The sequence below is a fragment of the Bacillus mobilis genome, assembly GCF_001884045.1.
Taxonomy (GTDB): Bacteria; Bacillota; Bacilli; order Bacillales; family Bacillaceae_G; genus Bacillus_A; species Bacillus_A mobilis.
This window is the reverse complement of record NZ_MACF01000041.1, coordinates 93,268-111,374: the sequence shown is the minus strand read 5'-3', so window position 1 is coordinate 111,374 and position 18,107 is coordinate 93,268. Positions and strand designations below refer to the sequence as shown.

General features: G+C 35.2%; 14 protein-coding genes. 7 read left to right on the top strand and 7 right to left on the bottom strand.

The features are described 5' to 3' along the window. Positions 1–135 precede the first annotated feature (135 nt). The 3 genes from gerKA to gerKC are packed head-to-tail and all read left to right on the top strand — an operon-like array spanning position 136 to position 3,830. Entirely contained in the window at positions 136–1,638 is a 1,503-nt protein-coding gene (gerKA, locus tag BAQ44_RS04455) for a spore germination protein GerKA (RefSeq protein ID WP_071720989.1), read from the top strand. Then, complete coding sequence (locus BAQ44_RS04450; protein ID WP_071720986.1) at positions 1,619–2,725, top strand: GerAB/ArcD/ProY family transporter; 1,107 nt, start codon at positions 1,619–1,621, stop codon at positions 2,723–2,725. The genes gerKA and BAQ44_RS04450 overlap by 20 nt, the downstream gene beginning before the upstream one ends. Further along, on the top strand, positions 2,706–3,830 hold the full coding sequence (gene gerKC, locus BAQ44_RS04445; RefSeq protein ID WP_071720984.1) for a spore germination protein GerKC: 1,125 nt from the start codon (positions 2,706–2,708) through the stop codon (positions 3,828–3,830). The genes BAQ44_RS04450 and gerKC overlap by 20 nt, the downstream gene beginning before the upstream one ends. 32 nt (positions 3,831–3,862) lie before the next feature. Here gerKC and treC read toward each other — a convergent pair whose 3' ends face one another. From treC to treR, 3 genes are all read right to left on the bottom strand, one after another. Continuing rightward, complete coding sequence (gene treC, locus BAQ44_RS04440) at positions 3,863–5,524, bottom strand: alpha,alpha-phosphotrehalase (RefSeq protein WP_071720982.1); 1,662 nt, start codon at positions 5,522–5,524, stop codon at positions 3,863–3,865. Positions 5,525–5,537: 13 nt separating this feature from the next. Beyond that, positions 5,538–6,965 carry a PTS system trehalose-specific EIIBC component gene (treP, locus tag BAQ44_RS04435; protein ID WP_071720980.1) on the bottom strand — a complete coding sequence of 476 codons (1,428 nt, stop codon included), beginning with the start codon at positions 6,963–6,965 and terminating at the stop codon, positions 5,538–5,540. 140 nt (positions 6,966–7,105) lie between these two features. Beyond that, positions 7,106–7,816 (bottom strand): trehalose operon repressor, encoded by a 711-nt coding sequence (gene treR / locus BAQ44_RS04430; RefSeq protein ID WP_061676373.1) that lies wholly within the window; start codon positions 7,814–7,816, stop codon positions 7,106–7,108. Positions 7,817–8,268: 452 nt separating this feature from the next. On the opposite strand from treR, the gene BAQ44_RS04425 reads away from it, so the two are divergent. Continuing rightward, positions 8,269–9,666 carry an amino acid permease gene (locus BAQ44_RS04425; RefSeq protein ID WP_071720979.1) on the top strand — a complete coding sequence of 466 codons (1,398 nt, stop codon included), beginning with the start codon at positions 8,269–8,271 and terminating at the stop codon, positions 9,664–9,666. 28 nt (positions 9,667–9,694) lie between these two features. Here BAQ44_RS04425 and BAQ44_RS04420 read toward each other — a convergent pair whose 3' ends face one another. Further along, complete coding sequence (locus tag BAQ44_RS04420; RefSeq protein ID WP_063261588.1) at positions 9,695–11,401, bottom strand: putative bifunctional diguanylate cyclase/phosphodiesterase; 1,707 nt, start codon at positions 11,399–11,401, stop codon at positions 9,695–9,697. Between the two features lie 496 nt (positions 11,402–11,897). Further along, positions 11,898–12,233, bottom strand: coding sequence for a cobalt transporter (locus BAQ44_RS04415; RefSeq protein ID WP_071720977.1), 336 nt, complete (start codon positions 12,231–12,233; stop codon positions 11,898–11,900). A 388-nt stretch (positions 12,234–12,621) separates the two neighbouring features. On the opposite strand from BAQ44_RS04415, the gene BAQ44_RS04410 reads away from it, so the two are divergent. The 3 genes from BAQ44_RS04410 to BAQ44_RS04400 all read left to right on the top strand — a co-directional run bounded on the left by BAQ44_RS04410 (position 12,622) and on the right by BAQ44_RS04400 (position 17,059). Further along, on the top strand, positions 12,622–14,151 hold the full coding sequence (locus tag BAQ44_RS04410) for a cardiolipin synthase (RefSeq protein WP_063261590.1): 1,530 nt from the start codon (positions 12,622–12,624) through the stop codon (positions 14,149–14,151). A gap of 127 nt (positions 14,152–14,278) precedes the next feature. Beyond that, positions 14,279–15,172 (top strand): ATP-binding protein, encoded by an 894-nt coding sequence (locus BAQ44_RS04405; RefSeq protein WP_060629515.1) that lies wholly within the window; start codon positions 14,279–14,281, stop codon positions 15,170–15,172. 3 nt (positions 15,173–15,175) lie between these two features. Continuing rightward, positions 15,176–17,059, top strand: a complete 1,884-nt coding sequence (locus BAQ44_RS04400; protein ID WP_063261591.1) for a vWA domain-containing protein — start codon at positions 15,176–15,178, stop codon at positions 17,057–17,059. A gap of 39 nt (positions 17,060–17,098) precedes the next feature. On the opposite strand, the gene BAQ44_RS04395 is transcribed toward BAQ44_RS04400, so the two are convergent. Both BAQ44_RS04395 and pyrE read right to left on the bottom strand, forming a co-directional pair. Further along, positions 17,099–17,521, bottom strand: coding sequence for an NUDIX hydrolase (locus BAQ44_RS04395; protein ID WP_063261592.1), 423 nt, complete (start codon positions 17,519–17,521; stop codon positions 17,099–17,101). Next, positions 17,508–18,050 carry an orotate phosphoribosyltransferase gene (gene pyrE, locus BAQ44_RS04390; RefSeq protein ID WP_071720975.1) on the bottom strand — a complete coding sequence of 181 codons (543 nt, stop codon included), beginning with the start codon at positions 18,048–18,050 and terminating at the stop codon, positions 17,508–17,510. Before pyrE ends, BAQ44_RS04395 begins: the two co-directional genes overlap by 14 nt. Positions 18,051–18,107: the final 57 nt, after the last annotated feature.

Genomic DNA, 18,107 nt, shown 5'->3' with positions numbered 1-18,107 from the left:
CTATGAAATTGAATAGCGCGTAAAAGCTAACTGAACATAAACTTCAAGCTTACTTTTTTCAAATAATCCAAGCATAATTTTCTCACAAAAAGCAAAAATTAACAGAAATAATTTCAATGTAAAGGAGTGGAAAGTATGACCGAACAAAAAAGTTCACAACAAGATAATAACCAAAAGCATATGTTTCCATCACTTCCGGAAAATATTAATTACATTGAAAATAAGCTCTATCACTCAGATGATATAAAAAAATTAGATATACCTTTTCAAAATGGAAAAGGAACGATCTTATATATAGAATCTTTATCAGATCCAAATTTAATTCATCAATTAGCTCTTGAGCCATTATTAACGCGGTCTGATTTGTCTATAGATAAAGCTTTTTCCACATTAAATATGAAAAAAGAAACGAATTTGAATTATGGGGTACAGCTTTTATTACAAGGAAAATCCTTATATTTTCATGAACATGTCGACAGTTTTTGTATTTTCGAAACGGCTTTATCTTTAAAGAGAGATATAACAGAACCTGATAATGAAGGTATTGTACGTGGAGCGCATACTGGTTTTATAGAAGATTTAGCAACCAATTTAGCTTCTATTCGTAAACTCATAAAAAGTCCAAATGTCGTCGTTAAATATTTCACACTTGGTGAAGAAATGCACACGAAAGTGGCAATTGCTTACATGCAAAACATAGCGAATGACGATCTCGTTACAGAAGTAAAAAGAAGGTTAGAAACGATTAAAACGGACGCACTTATGCCTCCAGGATACATACAAGAATTTATAGAGGATACGTCTTTCTCACCCTTCCCGCAGCAATTAAATACAGAGCGTCCAGATAGAGTTGCAGCAAATTTAATGGAAGGACGAGTTGCTATTTTATCTGACGGAGATCCAACAGCACTCATCGTACCTGTTACATTATTCGCTTTCTATCAATCACCAGATGACTATAATAACCGCTGGATTGTCGGTTCTTTCGTCCGAATGATTCGCTTAGTAAGTTTTTTAATTGCCTTTCTCTTACCAGCTTTATATATTGCAACTGTCGCTTTTCATCCTGATGTGTTGCCACTCGAACTTGTGTATACAATTAAAGCTTCATTAGAGAAAGTACCGCTTCCTCCTATTTTTGAAGCCCTCTTAATGGAGTTAATTTTCGAGTTATTACGGGAAGCTGGTATTCGTCTGCCAAGCCGCGTTGGACAAACAATCGGTATTGTAGGTGGTTTAGTAATTGGGGATGCGATTGTAAAAGCTGGACTCGTTTCTTACACAATGATTATCGTTGTAGCTTTAACTGCAATCTCATCTTTTCTAGTCCCATCAAACGATATGAGTTCAGCAGTTCGAATTCTTCGTTTTCCATTAATGATTCTTGCTGCCATATTCGGATATGTAGGGATATCATTCGGTCTAATTATAACTTTCGTTCACTTATGTCAGCTTCATTCTTTTCATACACCATACCTTTCTCCTCTTGCACCAATGCGGATAAAGGATATGAAAGATTCTTTCGTAAGACTTCCAATTTGGTCGTTTTGGGAACGACCTCATGATCCAAAACCGAAAAAAATGCAACGACAACATGTAACGAGAGAGGATGAGGACGGTGACAAACACGCAAAGTAAAATCACGCTAGTTCAATTTACCTTTTTCGTTATTCAATGCCAAATCGGAGTGGGCATACTTTCTCTACCAAACCGCCTTCATCCAATTGCTAAAGGTGGCGGCTGGATTTCTGCACTCATCGCTGGATTGGCAATTCAACTAATCATTTTACTTATGTGGCTTTTCTTAAAACGATTTCCTGATGCAGATATGTATGAAAGTGTTTGTATGCTATTTGGTAATAAATTTGGAAAACTATTAGGTTTTCTTTATGTTTTTTATTTTACTCTTATCGGCATGACGGTTATGTTAAACGCTTGTAATGTCATTAAAGTTTGGATATTACAGGCAACTCCTTGGTCTGCCATTCTCATCCTATTTACAATAGCTTGTTGTTATGTAGCTTATAATACATTTAAAGTCATCGTACGATTTTATGTCATGGCCTCTATTCTCATTTTACCTATGGCACTTTTAATTGCCCTAGGGCTTTCCCGGGCTGATTTTTCTTATATTTTCCCCATTACAGAGGCTGGATGGTGGAATATTATTCAAGCATCGAAAGAAACAATTACAGCCATGTATGGTTTTGAAATTATTCTCATCGCTTTTCCAAAAGTAAACGGGAGCTCTGTCGCAAAACTGAAGGCCATTTCTATCGCTAATGGATTTGTAACACTTTTTTATACTTTTACTGTTTGGATTTGCTTTATCGTATTTAGTCCAAAACAAGTTGAGCTTATTCCAGAACCAGTTGCTTACTTATTACGCTCCTTGCATATCGGGATTATAGACCGAACTGATTTACTATTCATACCAATTTGGATGATAACTGTTGTAGCTTCTATTGCTAGTTATTACTGTGCAGCTTCTATCGGAATTGGACATATATTCAATCTTGCTAATCATAAAAAGGCTGTTCCAATCGTTGGTATTATTGCTTTTAGTGTAGCCTTATTTATAGATACACCTGAAGAATTAAAAATAATTTCAACTTTCACTGATAAGTTCACCTATATTTTCATCGTTGTCCTCCCTTTTTTATTTCTACTTTATTCAGTAATAAGAAAGAAGAAAGGAGAACAGTATGTTCAAAAAAAAAGTTAAATTACTTTTTATATTATGTACTAGTTCCCTCCTTTCTGGCTGTTGGGATCAAGAACCATTAAGAGAAGCGAGATTAGCTTATAGTATTGGATATGATATTACGGAAGAGAATAAACTTCAGCAAACGCTTGAACTCGTAAAAAGTTCAAGCGGAGAGCAATCTTCATTCGAGAATGAAATACATTCAGCAACCGGGCATAACATAAGGGATACAAGCGATGCCCTAAAAAAAAATGTGACCGGGAACATTCGCTATTTCAAATATGGTGTTCAATTACTAGGAACCAAAATTCTAAAAAAAGGTATACTACCCTATTTAGATGTCAGTTTTCGGGATCCAACAAACCCAACTGCTTTAGTAAAACTTATTGCAGTAGATGGTGAAACGTCCGAGATACTAGAAAAAAAGAAAGTAGGAAATTTACTAATTGGAGATTTTCTAAAGAAAAAAGTGAAAAGCTTAGAAGATATGAGTGTATTTCCAAAAGAAACTTTAGAAACAGCTGCTACAAAAATGTTAGATCCCGGTAAAGACTTTACCCTCCCTTCTATAAAAATAAAAGGAAAAGAAGTAGTTACAAACGGATTAGCTTTATTTAACAAAGATAAATTAACTGGGCATTTACCTTTGAAACAATCTGTTTTATTCGTATTATTAACCGGAAAAATGGGAACAAGTGCCCGTATAACCCAAAAACTTACTAATGATGAATCTGAGAAGACATCTGATTATTTAACAATGGAAATTAGCAATCGAAAGTTAAAACGAGACTTAAAAATAACAACAGATAAAAAAGGAAATGTTTATGCTCATATTAAGCTCCAACTAAAAGTAATAGCACTTGAAGCCCCAAGAGATAATATTTATAAAATGGACGCCAGAAAAAAACTAAATAAGGAATTATCAAAGCAACTTACGAAAGAAGCAAAAAAAATAACAAACAAACTACAAAAAGCAAATTGTGATGCTTTCGGAATTGGTAGACATCTCATTGCTTATCACCCTGACTTATGGAAGAAAAAAAATTGGAATAAAGATTATGCAAAAGTAAAATTTAAGCCCGAGGTAGAAGTAAGCATTTTGTATAGCGGTGTCTTAAAATAAAAGGTTGTATGCCTCACGGGCATACAACCTTTCTATTTCGTATAACGATATACAATGGATTCATATGGTCTTAAGTTAAGGTTTGTAATATCCTTGCTGGAATCTTTATAATTCGACAGTAGTATTTCTTGTTTCATTCCATCTAATTGAACATGTGCTGGTACAGCGTACGTTATTTCTTCTCCATAGAAGTTATTGATAACAAGTAATATTTCATCATTTACAGTACGTGTGTATGCCCAAATCTTAGGATGATTTTCATCTAAAATAGCATATTCTCCTTCTGTAATAACATCGTATGTTTTTCTTAGTTCAATTAGTTTTTTATAATGATAAAATACAGATTCCTTATCTTCTAACGCCTTCTCTACGTTTATTTCTGTAAAGTTTTCAGCCACTGAAATCCAAGGGGTACTTGTTGTAAAACCACTGTTCATCTTTTCATTCCACTGCATCGGAGTACGGGAGTTATCACGAGATTTTTGTTTTAAAATCCCGATAATTTCTTCTTTTGATAATCCTTCTTCTCGCTTTATATCGTATATATTTAACGATTCTACATCACGATATTGCTCAATGGACTCGAATTTAGGATTCGTCATACCGATTTCTTCGCCTTGATAAATGTAAGGGGTGCCTTGCAACATATGCATAGCTGTCGCTAACATTTTTGCAGATTCATTTCGGTACTTTCTATCATCACCGAAGCGTGACACAATACGAGGCTGGTCATGATTACACCAGAATAATGCATTCCATCCTCCGCCCTTTTGCATTTCAATTTGCCAATTAGACATAATCTCTTTTAATTTAATAAAATCAAAATCTGCTTGTGTCCACTTGTCTCCATTCGGATAATCTACTTTTAAATGATGAAAACTAAACGTCATACTTAATTCATTGCGCTCAGGGTTTGAATATTTAATACAATTATCAATTGTCGTAGATGACATTTCTCCAACTGTAATCACATCTTTCCCTTCAAAAACACTTCGGTTCATCTCTTGTAAATATTCATGAACACGCGGGCCATCTGTATAATATTTACGGCCATCGCTTGTCGCCGTACTTCCATCATCATTTAAGAACTGTTGATCTTTTGAAATTAAATTAATAACATCTAATCGAAATCCAGTTACCCCTTTATCAAGCCAAAAACGCATCATATCATATACTTCTTCACGAAGTTTTTCATTTTCCCAATTTAAATCAGCTTGCGTCTCATCAAATAGATGTAAAAAATATTGCTCTGTCTTCTCATCATATTTCCAAGCAGATCCGCCAAACTTAGATTGCCAATTATTTTTTTCATCGCGCCAAATATAGTAATTACGATATGGACTATTTTTATCTTCCTTCGCTTCTTTAAACCACTTATGCTCCGTCGAACTATGATTTACAACGATATCAAGCATAATTTCAATGTTACGTGCCTTTGCTTCTTCTAAAAGCTCTTCAAACTCTTCCATCGTTCCGTAAGATGGGTCAATGCTGTAGTAATCACTTACATCATATCCATTATCATTTTGTGGTGATTGGTATATCGGTGTTAACCAAATATAATCTACTCCGAGTTCTTTTAAATAATCTAGTTTCTCTGTAACCCCTTTTATATCACCGGTTTCTTTATTGTAATAGCTATTAAAGCTCTTCGGATAAATTTGATAAACTACACTTTTATGCCAATCCTTCATGTTTAACTTCCTCCTACTTCTGTTTTGCTCGTTTTGCAAATAACCACGTTAACGTAAATGGGATGACAACCGCGATAATCATTCCAACAATAAATATTGGAATCGATTTCGGAATGATAGAAATAAATGCTGGTAATCCACCAATTCCGATAGCAGGTGCTAATACACCATTTAGCGTAATAAATATAGCTGCAGTAGCTGATCCTATAATCGCTGCATAGAACGGGAATTTATTTCGTAAGTTTACACCGAACATAGCTGGCTCGGTAATACCGAAATATGCTGAGATTGCTGATGTAGATGCCATACTTTTATCATTTTGATTTTTAGAAATCCAGAACATCGCAAGTGCCGCACTACCTTGCGCAATGTTAGAAAGAGCAATCATTGGCCAAATGAATGTACCACCGTGCTGTGCAATTAATTGTAAATCGATAGCAATAAACATATGATGCATACCTGTAATTACTAGCGGTGCATATAATGCTCCAAACAATACTGCTCCAACTACTGGTACTGTTTCATATACACCTACTAATCCAGCTGTTAATAAATCTCCAATATGACGTGTAACTGGACCAATAATTCCTAATGCTAACACACCAGTTACAACAATCGTCGTAATGGGTACAACTAATAATTGAATTGCATTCGGTACATGTTTCTTTAAGAAGATTTCCACTTTACTTAATACGAATGCCGCTACTAAAACCGGTAAAATTTGACCTTGATACCCTACTTTTTCAATTTGAAATAATCCTAAAATATCGAAGTACTCAATCTTTTGTCCATCTAAACCAGTCGCTGCTTTTCCATAATCCCACGCGTTTAGTAAGGCTGGGTGCACAAGCATTAATCCCATAACAATCCCTAATATCGGACTACCACCAAAACGCTTCGTTGCTGACCAACCGACAAGTGCTGGTAAGAATACGAATGCTGTATTCGCCATCATATTAATTAAATCCCAAAGCCCACTTAAGTTTGGATACACATCTAATAAATTTTTACCTTCAAAAAATAAGTCCTTCGCCCCTAATAGATTGTTAATTCCCATTAGTAAACCAGCTGTTACGATTGCTGGTAATATCGGCATAAATACATCTGAAAATACTTTTACAAACTTTTGAGCTGGATTTAACTTTTGGTTTCCAGAGTCTTTCACGTCAGCTACTGTCGCTTCCTTCATACCTGCAAGCGTTATCAATTCCGCATATACTCGATCCACATCTCCTGGACCAATTACAATTTGAAATACCCCAGCGTTATGAAACGCTCCCTTCACTAATGAAATAGACTGCAATTTATCATTATCTATTTTACTTTCATCTTTTAAAGCGATACGGAGCCTCGTTACACAGTGTGCAGCTTGTTCAATATTGTCTTTCCCACCAATATACTGCAACACTTCCTCTGCTGTTTTACGATAGTCTTTCCCCATATTCCCGTCCCTCTTTTCTTTTTTTGATACCGTTTACAATTACATATTAACTCGTATATATAAGTTAGTCAACACTCGTATATACGAGTTTGTTATTTTTTTATAAAAAAAGAGATGAAACAATAGTTTGTTCCATCTCTTTACTTCCTCCGCGCCACATCCGAAAAATGAAAAATATCTAAACGATGGCGTGATTCTGTATATTCGAACTGACTTCCATCATAAAAATGCGTAAAGTTTTTCACAACGACAACATAGTCTGTTCCATTTAAATCTAAATACTTTCTATCGTCCTCTGTACATGGCTGCACTTCAATTACCCTCTGTGAGTAACTAATATGAAGATCTAGTTCTTTCTCAATGTATTTATAAATAGACTTCGCTGCAATTTCACTCGTTAATCCAGGAATATATTCCGATACAAAATGATTGATATCCAAAATTACTTTTTCTCCATCAATATTTCGTACGCGTTTAATATGATCTATTTCTGTTTTCTCTTTCACATTTAATAGCTTTGCAACCTCTTTTGTCGCTTTTACTTTCTCCATTTCCACGACTTCTGTAATACAATGACGTCCTAAACGTTCATTTTCTTCTTGGAAACTTACAATACCACCAAAGTTGAATTCAATGTTTTTTCGCTTTAAAACAAAAACACCTTTTCCATGTATTTTTTGAACATATCCACGCTCTTGTAATAAATCTACAGCTTTTCTTACCGTACCCCGGCTTGCTTCATACTGCTTCATTAATTCAGTTTCTGATGGGATTTTGCATCCCTCTTTTAATTGTTTATTATCAATAGACTTGCTGATTGCTGTATAAATTTGTTCATACTTACTCATCATCTACAATAGCCCCTTGTCACCTTCTAATTCTATATGTATTATACCATGCTACACTCTTCTGCCAATCTCTCACTTATTTTCCAGTATAGGAAAAATACAGGTAAATATTTAATCTCTAAAACGTATTTTTATAAAAATTTTTATATTTTTCTTTTCATTCAAAAAAACATGTAGTATACTAACTTCAAAATCAGAGGAGAAAGGGAGCAAAGAACTATGCTTACTTATACAACAATTGTAGTTACATTTGCACAAAAACATCATCATCATCATACGTAACCCTTGAAACCTAGCGGAAAAATTACGCGTAGGTACAAGGGTTATTCCCGTTGTACCTACGTTAGGCGAAGAGCCATGTAGGTATTTTTTATCTACATGGCTCTTTTTTTATTGTCAAAAAGCTAGTAAAAAATGATGTTTACGCAAAACTTACTACAAAGGAGTTAACAAAAATGGAAACGAAAAAATGGGGATTATGGATTTTAACAGCTTTTGTGATTGGAAATATGGTTGGCGGTGGCGTATTTATGCTCCCAGCGAATTTAGCACAAGTATCAGGTCCAATGGGTTCTACACTTGCATGGAGTATTACAGGCCTTGGCGTATTTATGATCGCACTCGTATTTGGAAATTTAGCAATTCGCAAGCCAGAATTAAAGGCAGGACCACAAAGTTACGCTCAAGCAATGTTCCCTTCAAAAAAAGCGGGTAAAGTTGCAGGATATAGTATGGCATGGGGATATTGGGCTGCGAACTGGGCTGCAACCGCATCTGTTATTATTTCCTTTGCTGGATATTTATCAACATTCTTTCCAGTTTTACAAAGTAAGCAAATTCTCTTTTCAATGAACGGATTTTCACTAGAACTCGGAAAAGGATTAACTTTCCTCGTATGTAGCCTTATGTTATGGGGAATTCAATATATTCTTTCTCAAAATATTGACCGAGCTGGAAATATGAATCTTCTTGCTACCATTGCCAAGATTATCGGATTTACAATGTTTATTGTAATCACATTATTCATTTTCAATGCCTCTAATTTCGGAGACGGTCAAACATTTATGAATGAAGCGGGGCAATCCATTTCGTTAGGTGGACAAATCAATTCAGCTGCTATCGCAACACTTTGGGCGTTTATCGGTATTGAATCAGCAGTTATGCTTTCTAACCGTGCAAAATCTCAGCGCGATGTAAAAAAAGCTACCATTTTCGGATTAATTATCGCTCTTCTGATTTATATGTCAATTACCCTACTTACAATGGGAGCACTCTCGCAAGATGCTTTAAAAGAATCGCAAAAACCATTAGTAGACGCGTTAAATTTAGCAATTGGCACTAAAGGCGCATATGTCATGGCTTTACTTGCACTTGTATCTTTATTTGGATCTACAGTTGGCTGGATCGTTGTTAGTTCAGAAGTACCTTACCAGGCAGCAAAGAATGGACTTTTCCCTAAGTTTTTCGCGAAAACAAATAAAAAAGGTAGTCCTTCAAAATCATTATTTATTACAAATGTGATGACACAAATTTTCTTATTCTCAACGATTTCTGGCACTGTGTCAGAAGCTTATAATTTCGCTATCGTTGTAGCAACATTAGCTTATTTAATTCCATACCTTGTTTCTACGCTGTACCAATTCAAATTAGTTATTACAGGAGAAACGTATGATATAATGCCTGGCTCTCGAATAAAGGATGGGATCATTACTACATTAGCATTTGTATACTCTATTTGGGTTATCAAAACCGGAACGGCTGATTTAAAAACGTTCTTCTTAGGAATCGGATTGTTCGTACTAGGTCTTGTTCTTTATCCAGTACTAATGAAAAACTCACAAAAAATGAATTAAAAAAAGAGAAGCTACCGGCTTCTCTTTTTTATTCAAAATCTGTAATTAACTTTTCTTTTAACTCTCCTACAGATAAAGGTTTCGCATAATAAAATCCTTGTACATAATCACAACCCATAGATTGTAGTAAACTTTCTTGCTCTACTGTTTCTACCCCTTCAGCAACTACTGCTAAATTTAAACTATGGGCAATTTCAATAACAGATTTTACAATCGTTCGCTCTGGCTGTGCATGATCATAATGGAATTCACGAATAAAGTTACGATCAATTTTCACTATATCCAATGGTAGTTGTTTTAAATAATATAAGGAAGAATAGCCCGTTCCGAAGTCATCTAACGCAATTAAAATACCCATATTTCTTAATTCTTGTAATGTAGCAATAATATAATCAAAATGACGAACAGCAATGCTTTCCGTTATTTCTAAAATTAAACGATTCGGTGGAAATCCCGTTCTCCTTAAAATACTACGTACAGATAAAATAAAACGCTTTTGCATTAATTGTTGTATAGATAAATTCACAGATAGCTTTAGACCGTCTTCGTAATCTGGCAATGTTTTAAACAAGCGACATGACTTTTCTAATACCCAGTCTCCTAATTTTATAATAAGCCCAGATTCTTCAGCTACTGGAATAAATTCGCCTGGCGAAATAGGTCCTTCTTCTGTCGAACAACGTGCTAAAGCCTCAATACCAGTATATTTCTTCGTTTTCAAATCAATAATAGGCTGCAGTGCCACGTCTAACTCTTCATCACGAATTGCCTTTTGCAAAGCAAATTCAATTTTCATTCTACGATTTATTTTCGCACGTAATTCATCTGTAAAGAAACACGCGGCATTTCTACCTTGTTCTTTCGCGCTATACATGGCTAAATCCGAATTTTTCAATAGAGTTTCTACATCTTGTCCATCTTGCGGATATGAGCACAGCCCTAGACTAGCTGAAATGTATACTTCATGACCTTCAAGCATAAATGGTGCCTGAAAACATGACAACACAGATGTCGCTAACTGCCTCATTTCATCTTGTGTATGTTTTTTTGTTAACAGCACAAATTCGTCGCCACCCAGCCTAGCCAGAACATCTTTCTCTCCTAGCACATAATGCAACCGTGAAGCAACTTCGCTCAAAAGTAAATCCCCTATCATATGACCTAGCGTATCGTTTACTAATTTAAAACGATCTAAATCAAAGTAAATCATACCAAATTCTTTTTTGCCTGCAATCATCTCATTTACAGTCGTTATTAACTGTAATCGGTTCGGTAAACTCGTTAAAGCATCATGATACGCAAGCTCCCTATAACGACTTTCGCTTAACCGCAACCTCTGTTCTGCTTCTTTCCTACTACTAATATCATTTCGGATCGCAATAAATTGGTAGGGCTCTCCTTTTTCATTTAAAAATGGAACAATTGTTGTTTTAACCCAATAATATGTCCCATCTTTTGCTTGATTTCGAATCTCACCTCTCCATACTTTTCCGCTCAAAATGCGCTTCCATAAAATTCGAAAAAATGTTTTCGGGTGATATTCTGAATTTAAAATACGATGATCTTTCCCTATTAACTCTTCTCGTGTATATTTGGAGATTTCACAAAACTTATCATTTACATATGTAATACGACCATTTCGGTCTGTAATCGCAACAATTGAAGACTCATCTAATGCTAACTTTAAATCTCGCAATGAAGAGTCATATAATGCATGACCTCTTTGTTCTAGCATGCGCATCTCTCCTTGCTTCCTATCTGACTAAAACACAACTTGTTTCTTTTCATAGAAATAGAGATATTTCATTTCCTAATAATCGTCCTTTACATAAATCACGTTTTGAAATATGCCGATTAAAATAACATAATATTATTTGTAATAAAAAGCAATATAATACCGTTTCGATTATATATAGTAGTTTCTGATCGTTATAATTAGCTTACTTTATTATACCTTATTCATTCTCTTACATTCCTTTATAGCTAGCTCCATACAATCACTGTTTCCTACTAATACCGCTCACATTTAACCTCTTTGCTTTACTAGCAAAATAGAAGTTTGAGCACGCTATACAACTATTCACGAATAATAATATAAAAATTAAAGTTAGTATATATGTTTTTGAATTACAATAACAAAATATTAACATATTTTCACCTTTATTTTGGAAGTATTTTATAAATAAATACTTTATTAAACGAAAAAAAAGAGGATAGCCTCTTTTTTTCGTTTAATACGGATATGGCATTGGCTGATACCCCGGATATGGCGTTGGATATGGTGCTGGGTATGGCGTAGGATAAGTTACTGGGTACGGTGCTGGATAGTAGCCTCCACCTGCTGCACCCGTTAATGCACCAGCTGTAAGTCCGCCTAACATGCCTCCAGCAAAACTTCCAGGGAAAAATCCACCGCCCCATGAGCCGCCGCCCCAGCCCCATCCGCCTCCATGATGGTGGTGATGATCGTGGTGATTGTGTCCTCCATGATTGTGATGTCCACCATTATGATGGTGCCCTCCATGATTATGACGATAATACAATCCATTATTGTCTATATAATTCATGTTTCCCCTCTCCTTTTCCATTTTCTCATCTTAATAAGTATTGTATGAATAGTACGAACCTAGCTGGTAACCTATATTAAGAAGAATCTCTATAATACGGATAACCATACCTTAGGCTTCATCAGGCATCTGCTACAATTCTAGAATATGGTTATCTCTCTTCCTATATATAAGGGGCAAGAGTTTTGTCCCTCTTACACTGTTTATTAACCAGTAATTAACGGGATAATAACGTAACAATATACTGTATGTAGGACAAATGCGGAAAGCATGGGGAAACTGCCTATATTTTGTAAAAAAAACAAAACACTTTATAATAAGAATGTCGGATTATACCTTTTTATATTAGAAGTCTATATTTAAGAAAGATTAGAGGAATTTTATAGAAATGAAGAAGCCTATCGTTCAATTATTATTGGTATTTACAATTATATCTATCGTACTCTTACTTTTAGATACGTCTATCCTCTCGCTATATACCTTTGTCGGTGCATTATGGTCTCTTACAATCATAGGGATTTCTTTCGTTATTTTTATTGAAAATAGATCCCCACAAAGCACTTTAGCATGGTTTTTAGTATTAGCACTTCTCCCTGTTGTAGGTGTGCTTTTATATGCGCTTTTCGGGCGTAGCCGTTGGAGAAGAAAAAAACATCTACATCGTTCAGAAGAGCAACGAAAATTATTCCGTGAAATATTAGAAGGAAGACGAGTAGAATTATCACTCACAGTCCCCTTACATGAACGTTCTACACATTTGACAAAAGTCGTTCAAAAATTTGGAGGCGGACCTGCCGCAGATAAAACAACTACACAACTTTTAACAAATGGCGATCAAACATTCTCAGAAATTTTGCAAGCTATCGACCAAGCAAAACATCACATACATATTCAATACTATATTTATAAATCTGATGAGATTGGTACAAAAGTTCGAGATGCTTTAATAAAAAAAGCAAAAGATGGTGTTATTGTACGATTCCTTTATGATGGACTCGGAAGTAATACTTTAAGAAGAAGATTTTTACAACCTATGAAAGAAGCTGGAATTGAAATTGTTGAATTTGATCCTATTTTTTCAGCTTGGTTACTTGAAACTGTCAATTATCGTAACCATCGAAAAATCGTTATTGTAGATGGTGAAATCGGTTTTACTGGTGGACTCAACGTCGGTGATGAATATCTTGGTCGTTCAAAAAAATTTCCTGTTTGGCGTGATAGTCATTTAAAAATAGAAGGAAAAGCACTATACAAATTACAAGCAATTTTTCTAGAGGACTGGCTCTATGCCTCTAGTGGTTTAAACAACTATTCTTGGGATCAATTTATGAATAGACAATACTTCCCAGGCAAAGAAATTTCAAATGCAGAAGGTGCTGTGCAAATTGTAGCGAGCGGACCAAGCTCAGATGATAAAAGCATTCGTAATACATTATTAGCCGTTATGGGATCTGCAAAAAAATCGATTTGGATCGCTACACCATACTTTATTCCAGATCAAGAAACTTTAACATTATTACGCTTAAGCGCAATATCAGGCATAGATGTACGCATTTTATATCCTGGTAAAAGTGATAGTATTATTAGTGATCAAGCATCACAATCCTACTTCACTCCACTTTTAAAAGCTGGCGCCTCCATTTATAGTTATAAAGATGGTTTTATGCATGCAAAAATTGTACTCGTTGATGATAAAATCGCGACAATCGGAACAGCAAATATGGACGTACGTAGCTTTGAATTAAATTACGAACTTATTAGCGTACTATATGAATCAGAAACCGTTCATGATATTAAACGTGATTTTGAAGATGACTTTAAGCATTCCACTGAAATTAAATGGAACGCTTTCCAAAAAAGAAGTATCAAAAAACGAATATTAGAGTCTTTTATGAGGCTCATCTCTCCTTTACTGTAAGCAATCAATGTACTATTGATTGCTTTTTCTTTTCCATTTCCCCTCTCTCCTTTTCTTTGCATACCATATTAAAACAAGTTATCATAAGATGTATTACTTTATGAAAATAATGTTAGGTGGGAAATACATGTTAGAACAATTTCATATACATGCTGATTTAAAACAACAGCTCTCAAACATTCACGAAAAGAATAAGCAAGAAGCTGGTGAAAATGCACATTTAATTGGTAAGAAAATATATAAGGCGTCTGATAACAGCATTATTGAAGATGCTATTACAGCACTTCTTCTTGGCAAAAACATTCTATTAAAAGGACCAACTGGTAGTGGTAAAACAGTACTAGCGGAAACTCTTTCTTCTTTATTCCAAAAACCAATGCATAGCATTAACTGTTCTGTTGACCTAGATGTAGAAGGTATTTTAGGATACAACACGCTTCAAACGAAAGATGGCGCATCTGAAGTTACATTTGTTAACGGTCCTCTTATGAAAGCAATGAAGAGCGGTCATTTCCTATATATTGATGAAATCAATATGGCAAAACCTGAAACGTTACCACTACTTCACGGTGCGTTAGATTATCGTAAAATGATTACAAACCCATTTACACAAGAAGTTGTATACGGTGATGATGAGTATCGTGTAATTGCGGCAATTAATGAAGGTTACGTTGGTACAAGTGAACTAAATGAAGCATTAAAAAACCGTTTCGTTATTATTGAAGTTCCTTACATTCAAGGTGATACATTAAAAGAACTATTATTAGCTGAATCAAAATTAAATGATGTTGCAACAATTGAAAAGTTCGTTGCATTTGCAAGCGACCTTATGCCCTTAGCTCGTGATGGACGTGTAAGTGAAGAGGCAGCAAGTATTCGTGGCATTATCGATGCATGTGATTTAGGTGTATATATCCCTGTTATGCGTGCAATTGAACGTAGTATTATCGCAAAATTAAACGATGAAACAGAACAAATGACTGTCCGTGAATTAGCAGAAAGTTATTTCTTTGAGGGATAATTCATGAGACAAATTTTTAGTGACAAAAAAATTGATGCGTCGCTGTTTCTACAAATGGAAAACTTAATGTATGCTCTTCTAAAAGAAGACGATGCCTACCTTGAGTATGGCTATAAAGCATACTACGACGAAATTGAAAAAAAGGTTGTCATTAGTCACTTTTGGGATGATCGAAAAGAAGAGGATACAATAATCGGATTAAAAAGCGAAGTGTTTTTAAAAGCACTTGGTAATAAACATTACTCGGACATGACTTTAATTCGTTCTTATGCGATTGAATTACAAGAATCACCTTTAAAAAAGTTTTTAACACAATTATTTGTTCTATTAGAAGATTTACGTGTTGAGGAAATCGTAAAAAACTTACGCCCTGGCACAAAGCATGTTTTTAAAAGAAGAAAAGAAATGTATCGCAATTACTTCGGCTCACAAAATGAAATCAATCGTGTTCGTAACTATCACGGTGATCGTCTATTTTGTCTCTGCTATCTTTCATTAACGAGCGATAAATATGAAATGTTTAATAATGAATATTTCGAGCAAATTGAAGCAATTTTACATGAAACATTCCAAGCTCGTAATACGGAAGATATTATGTATATCGTTGAAAAGATTCGCTATCGCTTAGAGGAGATTCTTGAAAGTGATATGCTTAATAATTATTTCGGACATGCTCCACTTTATTTATCTGTCATTGCAGATGAAAAGAACTGTCGCGTCGAAGATTTAGCAAATGATGATACGCAGCTCATAGATGACGATGAAAACAAAAACAAAATGGATGAAAGTTTCTCGACATGGCATCGTGAAAATAAAAATAACGAAAACGAGAACTTTTTACGCTTCGAATTAGAAAGCGGAACAAAAACAAATATGATGGGCGATACTGCTCGTGAATCAGAAGATGGCGACCAAGCACTTGGTTCTGTACAAGGTACTTCTCAAAAGAGTACACAATCCAATTTTGATGGCGCTGATACAGAAGAAGCAAGAGCTTCACACGCTTCTAGCCAAAACGACGGTGCATACGGTAAGTATAACGTTGGTGCCTCTCATACATTTAAAGAAGCTCGCAAGGCAAATACCGATGAGAAAAAAGATTACCAAGCTATCAAATCAGTCGTTAATAAAGATGTAAAAGAATTAAAGAAAATTATCGAAAAAACGATTGAAAATAAAACGAATGCAAATAGTGATAAATACTACGGAAGACTTCGTAAGAAATTCCTTCGTATTTATACTGAAAAGCAGCCGCGCATGTTTTATAAAAAAGGACAAGAATCACAAGAACTCGATGTTGCATTCCAATTGTTAGTGGACTGCTCTGGTTCTATGTATAACAAAATGGAAGAAACGAAAAAGAGTGTGGTCCTATTCCATGAAGCGTTGAAATCTTTAAAAATCCCGCATGCTATTAGCGGATTTTGGGAGGATGCTTCTAGTGCTAAACCTGAAGATAAGCCGAACGTTATCCATGAAGTTGTAACGTATAAAAACTCAACGTTACCAAACGTTGGTCCCGAAATTATGCAGCTTCGCGAAGAAGAAGATAACCGCGACGGATATATTATTCGTATCGTTTCTGAAAAACTTGCGAAAAGACCAGAAAAGCATAAATTCTTACTTGTCTTTACAGACGGTGAACCTTCTGCGCTAGACTATCAACAAGATGGTATTTTAGATACGCATGAAGCTGTCAAACTTGCTCGTAAAAGTGGTATGGAAGTAATCGGAATCTTCATCGAAGAAGGCGAAGCAAAAGAAGCAACTTATCAATTAATGAAGAACATTTATAACCATCACTTCTTAGTTGCAAATCACGCTGAAGATTTACGTCTGAAGATTAAACCACTATTGAAAAAGTTATTACTGAAGACGATTGAATAGAAAAAACAGGAGCCTTACGCTCCTGTTTTTTCTATTCAATCACTTTGTTTCTGGTTGAAACTTGTATGGAATGGCTACTTCTAATAATGCCTCGAATCCTCCATCGTAGAATGGGAATCGTTCATTTGCAACCGTTCGGTTCACCCACTCTATTGCAGAAATTTCTTCGTCATCTTCCGCAATCAGTTCACCGTTTACTACATTTGCTCGGAATGTAAATAGTATCGCATGATTCCCTGATGCTTCAAAGAATTTTTCATTGATTGCAACAAGTCCACCTATCACGGCTGTTAAACCTGTCTCTTCTTTCACTTCTCTTATTAGTGCTTCCTCTAATATTTCACCTTTTTCAACAGCCCCACCCGGCAGTGACCAAACGTTTTGTTCTATATTATGTACCATTAATATCTTATCTGTTTCTTCATCATGTATTAATGCATATACGACGTCAACTCTTTGCATATTGCTTTTCTCCTTCGATTAACTCATCCATTGTAAATAAAGAATGTAGCTGTAAGCCATCTTCTAATAAGTTTTCTCTTCCCTCTTTCGTTCGTTCAATGACGCCTAGAACATGGTGTACTTTCGCACCCAGTTCCCTTAACTCTTTCGTACTTAATAATATTTGCCCGCCTGTCGTAATAACATCTTCAACAACACAAACATTTTTCCCCGTAATATCAACGCCTTCTGCTAACTTACATGTACCGTACTTCTTCGCTTCTTTCCTTACAAATACAACAGGTATACCTGTTTGTAAAGATAATGCTGTTGCCACTGGAATTCCTCCCATTTCTAAACCCGCGAGTACTTCTGTCTCTGGAGGAATGAGCTCTTTCAATTGTTTAGCAATTTCTAATAACAGTACTGGATTAGATTCAAATAAGTACTTATCAAAGTATTGATTTGATACTTGTCCCGATCGAAGTTTAAATGTTCCCGTTAAACGTGACGTATTGTAAATTTCCTTTGCTAACTCCCATTTCTCCATTGTATCTCTCCCCTTTATGCACAAATTAACTCATTCTATCACACTTGTAATTATTTG